Source organism: Salinicoccus sp. Marseille-QA3875 (assembly GCF_054950095.1).
This window is the reverse complement of sequence record NZ_CM143103.1, coordinates 2,365,031-2,378,165: the sequence shown is the minus strand read 5'-3', so window position 1 is coordinate 2,378,165 and position 13,135 is coordinate 2,365,031. Positions and strand designations below refer to the sequence as shown.

Here is a 13,135-nt window from a genome sequence, read left to right as displayed (position 1 = left end):
TGTATGTCAGATAAGTTATAATTATTTTACCATATTAATATAAAATCATTCGGAGGAATATTATGAAAATTGCCTGTATCGGCATCGGAGCGGTCGGGAGCATCATTGCCAGAGAATTAAAATCAATGGATTTGGACATCACTCTATTCTCAAGAACTGAAAGGAACGGCTTTACCATATTGGAAAACAATGAATATATTGATTACGATTATTTTATTCAATCGATTGACAATCATGATGAAACGAAATTTGATATAATTTTTATTTCCACAAAAGCAACAGCTCTAAGAAGTTTAGTTAGTACCATCTCGGAAATTTCCCATGATGACACGGATATCATACTGTGTGAAAATGGCATGGGTTATGATAGTTGGTTCAAAAACAGCATACCGGCAGTCGTCTATATCAGCGGCCAGAAAAAACACGATTACATAGAACATTTCAGGGACAGCAGACTGATCATCGAAAATAAAAAATACCGTCACCTTGATGAATTGATCGAGCAGCTTGAATCAGACCAGGATGTGGAACTTGAAATCATCAAAAATGACAAGTTTGAAAAACTGCGTTATGAAAAACTTCTGATTAACCTGGGCGTGAATACGATGACGGCGTTATCACAGAATACTGCACAAATCTTCAAGGACGCGGATGTCGTTGACCTGACAAAGCAGCTGCTGAAAGAAGGCCAGAAAATTATTAATCAGGAATCTGACATAATAACCGATGATTTCATCGACGAGTCGGTAAAGCTTTTCCAAAGTTATCCGGACCATATGGGCACAAGTATGTATTACGATGTGATGGATCAGAAAGAGACTGAATATGAATTTATCCAGAAATACTTCCACGATAATAAAGGCGATTTGAGCACCCCTGTACTCGATGTCATCTACACATTACTGAAGGGATATTCATATGGGTTCACCCGTGGGAACAATTGATAAAACTAAATTGACAGCAGGGCTTGACGCCATAACTCGAGTCAAACCACCCACACTTACAGCGCCAGTCGTAAAACATTTTATATTATCAAAAAACTATCCGGCACAAATCAGTGCCGGACAGCTTTTTACGTACCGCAAAATGTATTTTGAATCATCTCTTCATCTTTCGGCGGTCTTTTATAATATTCATCGTGTTCGTCACTGTATGGATTTTTGAATATCTCCACCAGTTTCTCAACTTTGGTCATGTCGTCTGTCTTCACCGCATAGAATAAAGCCTCTTCGACAAGGTGGTTACGCGGAATGACAGCTGGATTGACGCTTTTCATAAGTCTGAATGCATCATCGGCGGACTGGTCTTTATTTTCAAGCGCAGTCTGCCATTTTTCAAGCCATGCATTGAATGTTTCCGTGTCTTTCACTTTAATATCAGATGCCTGGTCCAGTGACAATGCTCTGAAGGTTGATGTATGGTCGAGTGACTCTTTTTCCAGAATTTCCAGGAAGTCAAGAACGAGCTCAACATCACTTTCCTCCGGTTGTACAATACCCAATTTATTCACCATATTTGTCAGCCAGTAGGTCTGGTACAGATCTTTATAGTGATCCAGTTTTTCCTGCGCTATTTCTATCGCTTTATCCTGATCTTCATGAAGCAGCGGAATCAGTGTTTCTGCAAATTTGGCCAGGTTCCACTGTGCAATTCCCGGCTGGTTCCTGAATTGATATCTGCCCTGTACATCAATTGAACTGAACACCGTCTTCGGGTCATAATAATCGATGAATGCACATGGCCCGTAATCGATCGTTTCACCGCTGATAGCCATATTATCCGTATTCATTACACCGTGGATAAAACCGATCGACTGCCATTTGGCAATCAAATAACTTTGGGCATGGACCACAGCTTCCAAAAATAATTCATATTTATTTTCTTTATCAGAAAAATCCGGATAATGACGCTCGATTGCGTAATCAGCCAGTTCTTTTACAGCTTCTTCACTTTCAATGATTGCATACTGGAAAGTGCCTGCTCTCAAGTGGCTGCTCGCCACTCGTGTCAACACCGCACTCTTCAATGCCTGCTCCCGCATGACGGAATCACCGGTTAAAGTGACAGCAAGACTCCGCGTCGTCGGAACGCCGAGTGCATGCATGGCTTCACTGATGATATATTCCCTCAGCATCGGTCCGAGCGGTGCACGTCCGTCACCTGAACGGGAATATTGAGTCCGTCCTGAACCTTTCAGCTGCACATCATATCTTTCACCATGATGCATATGCTCACCGAGCAGCAGTGCTCTCCCGTCGCCAAGCATCGTGAACTGTCCGAACTGATGGCCTGCATAAGCCATCGCAAGCGGTGTATCCTTGATTATTTTATTGCCGGCCAGTACTCCGGCACCGTCGTCTGAATTGAGTGCCGATTTATCCAGACCAAGACTGTCACTAAGACGGTCGTTGAACAATAGGATTTCCGGGTTGCTTGATTTCTCGGGTTCCGCTTCAGTATAAAAATGTGACGATAAATTCTTATACGTCGTTTCAAAATTGAAACCAAATGTCATTCTCTCATCTCCATTTTAAATAAGTTCTTCCAAAGCCATGTGCAGTGCGTATATTACATGCTCCATCACGAGCCCGCCCTGGACAAATACCGTGTAAGGGGGTCTGATCGGTCCATCCGCACTCAGCTCAAGGGATGCACCCTGCACAAATGTCCCGGCTGCCATGATTACCGGATTCTGATATCCCGGAATGAGGTCCGGGATCGGCATGAATTTCGCATTCACCGGACTTGCTTTTTGTATCATCTGAGTGAATTTGATCATCTCCTCTTCACTATTGAAGCTCACTGTCTGGATCAGATCGGTCCGTTTATCTGCCGGTGCGGGATCTGTCGTCATACCGATTTTTGCCAGTACATGACTTGTCAGAACAGCACCGTTCAAACTTTCCACTACCGCATGCGGTGCCATATAGAATCCCTGGAACATATCTGTCAGGGCATTCAGGCTCGCGCCCATCTCTTTCCCTATTCCGGGGACTGTGAGACGGTAGCTGACTCGCTCAACAAGATCTGCCCGTCCAGCGACATAACCACCCATTTTCGCAAGACCGCCGCCGGGATTTTTAATAAGGCTTCCTGCAATAATATCAGCACCCGCTTCAAGCGGCTCTCTATCCTCGACAAATTCACCGTAACAGTTGTCTACGAAAATGATGATTTCGGGATGTCTTTCTTTAATACTCCGGCAGACATGTTCTATCTCATCAATCGTCGTCGATGCTCTCAGTGAGTATCCCCGCGACCTCTGGATGCCGATGACTTTCGTCTTATCTGAAACTGCATCTAAAATTCCATCGATATCAAACGTATCATCTTTCAGCTCCACTTCTCTGTAGGACACGCCTTCCTCATACAGGCTGCCGATATCCTCTTCACTGCTGCCGATGACCTTTTCCAATGTGTCATAGGGCGTGCCTGTAATATATAACAATTCATCCCCCTGCTTTAATAAAGACAGTAGTGTCAGGCTGATAGCATGTGTCCCTGAAATGATCTGGGTTCTCACAAGTGCATCTTCAGCTTTGAACACGTATCTGTAAATATCTTCAAGCTTATCCCGGCCGATATCATTATACCCGTAGCCGGTCGTCCCGGAGAAGTCCGTGTCCGTCACTTCATTCTCGAGAAAAGCCGCCATCACTTTTGAAAAGTTCTTATAGCCGAGCTTTTTATTTTCTTTAATGATTGGTTCTATTTCATCCAATGATTCTTCAATCAGGTTTTGTACCGCCAATGTCGTCACTGCCTACAATCCTTTCAACCCATCCACCTTCGGGTGAATGGCCTTCTACTTTTAATATGCCGGTCTCTTCATCCATTTCACTGCTCTCGATAATGGTTGCGCTCTTGAGCGAATAATACAGATGCATATCTTCAGCCGGTAATTCAACTTTGTAATCTTCAAATTCTTTTTTCATGAAATCTTCCAGATGCCTGTTCATTTCTTCCTGCGGTGTATTTTTTGAAACGTATACGCTGTGTTCTGCCGGAATGAGATTCAGTTCATCATTGAGATCCGTCTTATTGAAGAAGATGATCTGGGGGATGTCAGTCATATCCAGCTCCTTCATCAGACCTTTGACAGTATCGTAATGTGTCGTAATATTATCTGCATCATTGTCGATTACATGAATGATGAAATCACTGTCGCCCGCTTCCTCCAGAGTGGACTTGAAGCTTTCAACGAGCGTCGTCGGCAGATTTTGAATGAATCCGACCGTATCCGTCAGGACACAGTTGAACCCGCTCGGCATTTCCAGTTTTCTCGTCTTCGGATCGAGTGTTGCGAATAATTTATCCTGCTCCAAAGTATTGCTGTCAGCCATGACATTGAACAACGTAGATTTCCCGGCGTTCGTATAACCGATCAGAGACACTTTGACCACTTGATTCTTCTTCCGCTGTTCACGGTATCTTTCACGGTGGTTGATGATTGTCTTCAACTGATTTTTAATCTCTTTTATGCGTGTATTGATATGACGCCTGTCCGTCTCAAGCTTCGTCTCACCCGGTCCTCTTGTACCGATTCCTGCACCGAGCCTCGACAGGTTGATCCCCTGCCCTTTCAGCCTCGGCACCAGATATTCGAGCTGTGCCAGTTCGACCTGCAGCTGACCGGCTTTACTCTGAGCCCTTAAACTGAATATATCCAGAATGACCTGTGTACGGTCAATCACCTTAGTATCCATAACTGATTCTATCTTTCTGTTTTGACTGGCAGTGATTTCATTGTTGATAATACAGTAGTCGATCTCTTCATCATAGCTTTCGGCAACAGACTCTAAAAATCCTATCCCGACATAGCTTTTCGGATCCATCGAATTTCTGTTCTGTACATGTGATCCGATGACCTCGATACCGCTTGAAACGGCGAGACTTTTCAATTCTTCTATCTCTGATTCGATATCTTTCACTTCGAATGTATTCACAGCAATGATAATGCCTTTAAAATTCTCAGACATATTGTCAAAACACCTCCACCGGTATAAATTTTCATAAAATAAATGTTTGAAATTATTATAAATTGTGTACATGATTTATATAGAGAGATTTTTTGTTAACCAGAAAGGGGCCCTTCAGGTGAAAACTCATTTCTATGACTTGAGGTTCAACAATGCACAAGGCGAAGAGCAGTCAATGGAGTCTTATAAAGGTAAAGTAATCTTAATACTCAACACCCCGGTTGAAACTGAAAAAAATGATCAGTTGACCGAAGTCGATTATATATATGAGAAATATAAAGATCAGGGACTCGCAGTCCTTGGTTTTCCTTCCGATGATTTCAACAAAAAACCGCACATCCAAAACCTGCTTCAAAACAATGACGATAATGGCGATAAAATACCCTATAATCCTACTTTCCCCCTAATGGAAGAAGTACACGTCCGGGGACAGGATATCCATCCGGTTTTTCAATATTTGACAGAAGGCAAATCCGCCTTATTCATCAATAAAGTCAAATGGGATTTCACAAAATTTATCGTCTCGCGCGAGGGCAGGGTTGTTTCAAGATACGCACCCCAGAAATCTGTAATGCAGCTTGAAGATGAAATTGAAGAGCTGCTGAGCGGCTAAAATAAAACCCACCCGGTGATGGGATGGGTTTTATTGTTTTACGAATGTACTGATAGCATGCTTGTAGATCAGATGAGTCTTGCCGCCGGATTCGACTTTGATGACATACTTATCAAATTTTTTGACTTTGCCCTTCATCTGATAACCATTTTGCAGTATTACCGTCACTTCTTCGTCCGCGTCTTTAATACCATTCAGAAACTCATCCTGCAGATTTAAGTTGCTCATTTTGCATTTCCCCTCTTCATTTATTCAGAAATTCAGATATATCTTTAAATATTTTTTCTGTACTCTCTTTTCCATCCAGATCATACCATTCAACATTCAGTTGATTCCTGAAGAATGTCAGCTGTCTTTTGGCAAACTGTCTTGTATTCTGCTGAATCTTTTCTTTGACTTCATCCAAAGTACATCCACCTTCGAAATAAGGTATGAATTCCTTATATCCTATAGCACCTTTGGCGGTCGTCGACAAGCTGTGCTCCTTATATAACTTCAGAGCTTCCTCCTCTATACCCGCCTCGAACATCTCTTCCACTCTCTGATTGATTCTATCGTATAATACAGAGCGTTCACGCTCCAATCCTATTATAAATGTATCATATTTGGGCATCTGTTCATAGTTTGAGTCCTTGCCGGTCATGCGCTGGCTGATTCTTTCGGACAGCTCGAATTTTATCAGCTGCCGCAAAATTCTTTGTCTGTTATTCGGATGTACACCCGCTGCGAGTTCTTCGGATATTTCTTTTAATCTTCCATATAATATTGTCGTGCTCAATTTATCGAACTTTTCCATCAGATCCCTTTTCTCCTGGTCATCTTCATCATGGAAGTCATAATCATAAATCAGCGCACGGATGTAATGACCGGTCCCGCCGACGATGAAAGGAATCTTATCATCTTCATGGTAAGTATCTATCAGATCATCCACTTCAAGTTTAAAATCATGGACGGAGAAGCTTTCGCTTGGCTTTTTGATATCAATCATATGATGGATGATCCCTTTTGTTTCTTCGGGTTTTATTTTCCCTGTCAGAATATCCATATCCTGATAGACCTGCATGGAATCACCGCTGATGATGTCAAAATCAAATTTTTCCGCTATATCTATTGATAAAGATGTTTTCCCGACTGCAGTCGGTCCGATCAGAACAATTAATTTTTCATTAGTCGACACGTAACATCACCCACTCCAAAAGTTTTTGATACACCTGTTCCCTGTTTTTCTCATTCAGCACTTCATGACGGCTCTTCTCATACAGCTGGACCGTTACAGAATCCGTATAGCGGATCAGATTTTTAGCGAGCTCCCTGATATCTTTGCCGAAATCGGAAAATGGATCTTGTTTGCCGCCGACCAGCAATATCGGAATATCTGTCTGATACCTGCCCAGTACATGATTACTGTTTGTCAGCCTGATGCTCTTCACTATTTCGGCAAGGGCGTTGAACGACATATGGCAGCCACAGTATTCATCTTCATTATAGCTTTGAACCACTTCCATGTCACTGCACAGCCAACGGTTTTCAAGCGTTTCAGGAAAGTGCTTATCATAGCCCAAAAAGGCCAGGTCCGTCAGAAGTTCACCCTTCATCTGAGGTTTTAAGCGTTTGGTCATATTCATCAGAAGTGACAGCGGTCCGTCCATAATGCCGTCCTTATTGCCCGTCCCGATGACGATGCCCGCATCATATTCATGTGTCGCAAGGAGTCGTCTCGCTACGATGGAACCCATGGAATGACCAAGTATAAAAGTTTTCAAGTTTTTGGGAAGCAGTGATTTGACGGCCAGAGCATCGGTGATGAGATCATTGAACCTTTCAAAGTGACCCGGGTTTTCCGCACCTTTTCCGTGTCCTCTGTGATTATGGATGACAACATGTATATCATTCGCCATCAGCCATGTACAAAATTCATTGTACCGTTCCAGATGTTCTGCCATGCCGTGGAGAATCTGGATGGCTGCAACCGGCCGGTCGGGCCTGAATACTTTCGCCTCTATTTCATAATGTCCATTATATACCTTTTCGTAAGAAATCACCTTATCCCCCCTATTTCATTATTCTATTGAACATCTTTTCTATCTCATAAGTCGTCATGTGTATGATTACAGGTCTGCCGTGCGGACACGTATACGGACTGTCACATTCATTCAGTTCTTTAAGGAGTGCTTCCATCTGAGTCTTATCCAGATAATGATTTGCTTTGATCGATTGTTTACAGCTCATCATGATGGACATCTCCTCCCGGTAGTCATTGACGCTGAAGTGCTCTTTATGGCATATGAAATCGATCAGTGATGCAATATCTTCTTCAGGGTCGTCCGTTCTGATCCAGTTCGGATAACGGGAGATCGAATAGTTTTTAATGCCTGTTTTTTGAATATCAAATCCAAGTCCTTTCAGATCCGTCATCTTTTCATCGATTGTAATGACGTCATCCAATGGAAATTCGAATGTATAAGGAATCAGCAATGGTACACCGTCACCCTCATTTTGAATATTTTCATAGTAGTACTCATATTTTATTCTTTCCTGTGCAGCGTGCTGATCCATCATGTACATGCCCGTGTCATTCTGCATCAGTATATAAGTGCCGTGCAGCTGACCGATAATTTCCAAGTAAGGCAGTTTCTCTTTTTTTAACGGCGGTATATCCTGTACTGAAGTTGCCCGTGTTTGCCGGAAAGGATTTTTCTTCGCATCCGGGGCTCGTTTCTTTCTTTCGTAGTCAGATGTATCTTCTGTTTTGATGAAAGAATTCCCTGTGTTTATAGCCGGGCGCTCTGTTTTGTCTTCAGTCGCTGCCTCCGAGACATTCTCCCGCCGGCGGAAATCATTTGTTTCAATTCTTTCACCGCGCCCCGCCGGGTCATTCATAAAATCGAACTGTGACTGCTCTATTTTCTCTTTGGTTTTTGTCTTCTGTTCAACGTCCGGTATGAGTGTTTCATCCCGCAGCGCTTTTCTCACTGCACCTTCGACAAGCTGATTCAGTTCAGATTCTTTAGAAAATCTTACTTCTGTTTTTGCCGGATGGACATTGACATCCACTATTTTAGGATCCATATCTATATTGATTACAGCAATCGGAAATTTATCTTTCGGCTGTAGAGTGTGATACCCCTTGATGACACTCTGGGAAAGGCGGAAGTTTTTAATGAATCTCTGGTTGACGGACAGGTTGATATAATTCCGGTGACTTCTCGTTATTTCAGGACGGATGACAAAACCGCTCACTTCAAAGTCTGGTGATGAGTCTTCAAGCGGAATTGCGAGCCGAGCGATATTAATGCCGTAAATATCAGCGATGACCGCCAACAAATCCCCTTTGCCGCTTGTGCGCAGCTTTTCTTTACCGTCAATCATAAGACGGAAACTGACCTCCGGGTAATTCAGCGCCATGCGCTGGATGATGCCGATGACTTTCCCCGCTTCCGTTCTAAGTGAACTGACATATTTTAATCTGGCAGGGGTGTTGAAAAACAGTTCCCGGATAATAATATCAGTCCCCGGCCTTGCTTTGCCCGGTTCATTTTTCGTCTCTGTACCGCCTTCGTATTGTAATCTGACCGGTTCGGAATTTTCATTCATCGTCTCCAGTGTCACTTTGGATACTGCGCCGATACTTGCCAGTGCCTCTCCCCTGAAACCGAGTGAACGGATCTGGAAAAGATCATAATCGTCATTGATTTTACTAGTCGCATGACGTTCGAACAGAAGTTTTGCATCATCTGCTTCAATGCCGTCTCCATTGTCGATGATTCTGATCTCTTTCATGCCCGATTCTTCAATATTCACCTGGATTTCCGTGGCATTGGCATCAATCGAGTTCTCAATCAGCTCTTTCACGACAGAGCTCGGCCGTTCAACCACTTCACCGGCGGCTATTTTATTTTGTATCTTTGGGTCCAGAATTTTGATTTTACTCATTCAGATCACCTTTTAACATGTGTTTTAAATCATTTAAAGCCTGCAGTCCCTCGAGTGGTGTCATACTGTTGACATCTATCGACGTCAATTTATCCATGACATTCTGCGCTTCATCACTCCGTTCCCGGGTTTCCATATCATCAAGTGGCAGTTCCAGCTGATAAGTGTCCGTCCGGCCGGGCGTGCGTCTGCCAGACTCGAGGGAGGCGAGTTTTTCTCTTGCGTATGAAGTCACTTCCTCAGGCAGTTCAGCGAGCCGTGCCACGTGTATACCGTAACTTTTCTCTACAGCACCCGGTTTCACTTTATGAAGGAACACCAGCTTCCCGTCATATTCAGTGGCCTTCACATGATAATTTGAGAGACCGTCCAGTTCTGCATCGAGCTTCGTCAGTTCATGATAATGTGTGGAGAATAAAGTTTTCGCCCCGATGAAGTTATGAATGTACACCAGCATACTTTCAGCCAGCGCCATCCCGTCGTAAGTCGACGTTCCACGGCCGATTTCATCGAATATCAGCAGGCTGTTCTCCGTCGCTTTTCTTAGAGCATCATTCGCTTCCATCATTTCAATCATGAAAGTCGATTTACCGCTGGACAGATCGTCGCTGGCACCGATTCTCGTGAATATTGCATCAAACACCGGCAGTGTTGCACTTTTCGCAGGGACGAACATGCCCATCTGGGCCATGATGCTGATGATTGCCACCTGACGCATATAAGTACTTTTACCTGACATGTTTGGACCGGTGATCAAGTACATGAAGTCTGACTGGTCCATTTTCAAATCATTCGGTACATATGTGTTTTCTCCGATCACCTTTTCTACAACCGGGTGTCTGCCCTCTTCAATTTCAAATTTATCCTTATTGAAGTCCGGTTCAGTCAGGCGGTATGTGTTTGACACTTCAGCATACGACAGCAGACAATCGAGTGAGGAAATCATCTCCGCTGTCTTCTGTAACCGTTCGATATATCCTTCCATCTCTGTCCGCAGTTCAGTGAACAGACGGTATTCCAAAACGATACTTTCATCTTCTGCTGTAAGAATTTTAGTTTCCATCTCTTTAAGCTCGGGCGTAATGAAACGTTCTGCATTCGTCAAAGTCTGTTTTCTGCTGTATTCAAACTTTTCCGCATCAAAATTCATCGCATTCACTTTGGATATTTCAATGAAATAACCGAAAACCTTATTAAAACCGATCTTAATGTTTTTAATGCCTGTCCTGTCACGTTCAGATTCCAGATATTCATTCAGGTAGCTTCTTGCATGATCCTGTATATACCTGAGTTCCGACAGTTTTTCATTATATTCCGATTTGAATATATTTCCGTCACGTACCGTTTTCGGCGGCGGGTCCAGCAGACTCTCATTCAGAATATGAAAGACATCTTCAAGTGCATCAAAGTTTTTGAAAATACGGAAGTCCAGCAGATCCAGCTCGGAAAGAATCCGTTTAATATCAGGCAGTCCTTCCAGTGAATCCCTGATCTGGACCAAATCTTTCGCATCAATGTTTCCAAAGCTGAGACGGCCGACAAGACGCTCGATATCATAAACCTGATTCAACAGTTTGAGAAGGTCTGCTCTCTCAATGAAATTATCCAGAAAGATATTGACGACATCATGTCTTGCTTTGATGTGCGTCACATTCATCAGCGGACGCTCTATCCAGGACCTGAGTTTTCTTTTCCCCATCGGTGTTTCGGTGCGGTTCAAATACCAGAATAATGAACCTTTTTCCTTTTTCGTCTGGATGTTGCTGAGCAGTTCCAGGTTTGAAATCGCGGTGCTGTTCAATTTCATCGCTCCGCTGATATTGTGCTTCTTTACAGGTCTGAAGTGCATCAGGCTCTTCATATTATTTGCTGTGATGTAGGATAAAAGAAGGTTGATGACATCATCCTCATGAACATTCTCTTCCTTTTCCACATTATATTCCTGAACGTTCTCATAGACCGTGTAAAGCGGCGGATCATTATAGATGAATTCAATTAAAGGCTCACTGTCTTTATCGACCACGATTTCTGCAGGGCCGATTCTTTCCACTTCACTTTTCAGCTCATTAGTGTCGGTTGTCTGGAATGAGTACAATTCTCCTGTAGATATATCAGCATAGCCCGCGCTGTAATGATGACCATCAGTATGTAATGCAAGCAGATAGTTGTTTCTGCCGTCATCCATACCGAAATCATCGATCAGAGTGCCGGGAGTGATGACTCTCACTACTGCACGCTTGACCATCCCTTTAACTTCTCTCGGGTCCTCCATCTGTTCGCAGATAGCCACTTTAAAACCATTTTCAATCAGTTTTTCTATATAGTTTCTTGAAGAATGATGCGGTACCCCGCACATCGGTATCGGGTCTTTCTTTTTATCCCGTGCAGTCAATGTAATTTCCAGCACTTTGCTTGCTGTGACTGCATCATCATAAAATAATTCATAAAAATCACCCAGTCTGAAAAATAGAAGAGCATCCGGGTGCTCATCTTTGATAGACAGGTATTGTTTCATCATCGGCGTTGTTGACGCGGCCATAATAACACTTCCAAATTAATAATTTTATCTCTTCAATTATATCATTATTCAAAGTGATGATTGAAGAAATAAGGGTCAATCCTGCATTTTGTGAAGTACATTGCGCTTTTCCAGCTGCTTTAATATGAACCATGATATGACAGCACCGAGCAGACTGCTTATAATAAACGCCGGGGCCAGTACAAAGAAGAACTCGCCTTCCAGCCCCAGCACCAATATGAGCGGGTAGGTCATCAGTGCACCGATGATTCCTGTGCCGGCCACTTCACCGATGGCGGCATAGTGCAGCTTTTTGAACTGTCGGTACATCAGCCATGCAAAGAGTGCCCCCACCATGCTCCCGGGATATGCAAACGGTGTTCCGGTCCCCATCAGAATCCGGATCGTCGATGAAACAAAAGCCTGCAGCACAACCCACGGACCGGTAAATACCGCCCCGAGGACATTGATCAGATGCTGAACCGGTGCTGCCCGTATTGCGCCGAGCGGTATGGTTACGATCATGCCGAGTACTACATTCAATGCGACGAGTATGCTTGTCAATGTCAACTTTCTTGCCATAATGAAACTCCCCTTTTAGTTAAATTAAAACCGGCTGCACATCAATAAAAGATGTACAGCCGGTTTTGAAATTATATTTATAGTTCTTCATTATTTTGGTTCGGTCTGTTTTCCACTGCCGCACCTGTTTCACCCATCAGCAGGTCTCCGCCTGTAGATGTGATGACTTCTTCTGTGACCGTTCTGCTGATTGCATGTGATACCAGCTGCAGCAATTCATTCATCTGGCGCTGGGAATCTTTGAACTGTTCCACAATCGGCATTTCATCCAGTTCATCCTGGATTTTCTTTATTTTTTCTTCCGTCATCTGGTAGGCACGTTCCTTACCGTAGTTTTGGAAGTTGACGGATTGCTTCTGCAGACTCTTCAAGCTCGCCATGCCTTCACGGACATCTTTGTTTTCGTGAATTTTGGCTTCCGCTTTTTTAAAAAATTCAACCTGTTCCGTTTCAGCCATCATCTTGCCCAACTTTTTCGCTTCTTCAACTATTTCCTGCTTTGTATACATA

Annotated in this window: 12 protein-coding genes; 2 read left to right on the top strand and 10 right to left on the bottom strand. The window is 43.4% G+C overall.

Annotated elements, in window-relative coordinates; translation table 11 throughout:
• Positions 1-62: 62 nt before the first annotated feature.
• A complete protein-coding gene (locus ACY8DT_RS12040; protein ID WP_462420552.1) occupies positions 63-944 on the top strand; it encodes a ketopantoate reductase C-terminal domain-containing protein in 882 nt (293 codons plus the stop codon).
• Positions 945-1,072: 128 nt separating this feature from the next.
• On the opposite strand, the gene ACY8DT_RS12035 is transcribed toward ACY8DT_RS12040, so the two are convergent.
• Genes ACY8DT_RS12035 through hflX form a run of 3 tightly spaced genes read right to left on the bottom strand, consistent with a single transcriptional unit; the run spans position 1,073 to position 4,979 of the window.
• On the bottom strand, positions 1,073-2,515 hold the full coding sequence (locus tag ACY8DT_RS12035; RefSeq protein WP_462420551.1) for a protein adenylyltransferase SelO: 1,443 nt from the start codon (positions 2,513-2,515) through the stop codon (positions 1,073-1,075).
• Positions 2,516-2,530: 15 nt separating this feature from the next.
• The gene (locus ACY8DT_RS12030; protein WP_462422270.1) at positions 2,531-3,751 is read right to left on the bottom strand and encodes a methionine gamma-lyase family protein; all 1,221 of its coding nucleotides are present in this window, start codon (positions 3,749-3,751) and stop codon (positions 2,531-2,533) included.
• Complete coding sequence (gene hflX / locus ACY8DT_RS12025; protein WP_462420550.1) at positions 3,729-4,979, bottom strand: GTPase HflX; 1,251 nt, start codon at positions 4,977-4,979, stop codon at positions 3,729-3,731. The genes ACY8DT_RS12030 and hflX overlap by 23 nt, the downstream gene beginning before the upstream one ends.
• Before the next feature lie 118 nt (positions 4,980-5,097).
• Between hflX and ACY8DT_RS12020 the strand changes: the two genes are divergently transcribed.
• Positions 5,098-5,592, top strand: coding sequence for a glutathione peroxidase (locus tag ACY8DT_RS12020; protein WP_462420549.1), 495 nt, complete (start codon positions 5,098-5,100; stop codon positions 5,590-5,592).
• A 30-nt stretch (positions 5,593-5,622) separates the two neighbouring features.
• On the opposite strand, the gene hfq is transcribed toward ACY8DT_RS12020, so the two are convergent.
• The 7 genes from hfq to ACY8DT_RS11985 form a co-directional block, all read right to left on the bottom strand.
• A complete protein-coding gene (gene hfq / locus ACY8DT_RS12015) occupies positions 5,623-5,820 on the bottom strand; it encodes an RNA chaperone Hfq (RefSeq protein WP_462420548.1) in 198 nt (65 codons plus the stop codon).
• Between the two features lie 16 nt (positions 5,821-5,836).
• Positions 5,837-6,769 carry a tRNA (adenosine(37)-N6)-dimethylallyltransferase MiaA gene (gene miaA / locus ACY8DT_RS12010; RefSeq protein WP_462420547.1) on the bottom strand — a complete coding sequence of 311 codons (933 nt, stop codon included), beginning with the start codon at positions 6,767-6,769 and terminating at the stop codon, positions 5,837-5,839.
• On the bottom strand, positions 6,759-7,634 hold the full coding sequence (locus ACY8DT_RS12005; RefSeq protein ID WP_462420546.1) for an alpha/beta fold hydrolase: 876 nt from the start codon (positions 7,632-7,634) through the stop codon (positions 6,759-6,761). The genes miaA and ACY8DT_RS12005 overlap by 11 nt, the downstream gene beginning before the upstream one ends.
• Before the next feature lie 10 nt (positions 7,635-7,644).
• Positions 7,645-9,525: a DNA mismatch repair endonuclease MutL gene (mutL, locus tag ACY8DT_RS12000; protein ID WP_462420545.1), complete on the bottom strand. Its 1,881-nt coding sequence runs from the start codon at positions 9,523-9,525 to the stop codon at positions 7,645-7,647.
• Complete coding sequence (gene mutS / locus ACY8DT_RS11995; RefSeq protein WP_462420544.1) at positions 9,518-12,064, bottom strand: DNA mismatch repair protein MutS; 2,547 nt, start codon at positions 12,062-12,064, stop codon at positions 9,518-9,520. The genes mutL and mutS overlap by 8 nt, the downstream gene beginning before the upstream one ends.
• Before the next feature lie 75 nt (positions 12,065-12,139).
• Positions 12,140-12,625, bottom strand: coding sequence for an energy coupling factor transporter S component ThiW (thiW, locus tag ACY8DT_RS11990; protein WP_462420543.1), 486 nt, complete (start codon positions 12,623-12,625; stop codon positions 12,140-12,142).
• Positions 12,626-12,702: 77 nt separating this feature from the next.
• Positions 12,703-13,134 carry a YlbF/YmcA family competence regulator gene (locus tag ACY8DT_RS11985; RefSeq protein WP_052256581.1) on the bottom strand — a complete coding sequence of 144 codons (432 nt, stop codon included), beginning with the start codon at positions 13,132-13,134 and terminating at the stop codon, positions 12,703-12,705.
• Position 13,135: the final 1 nt, after the last annotated feature.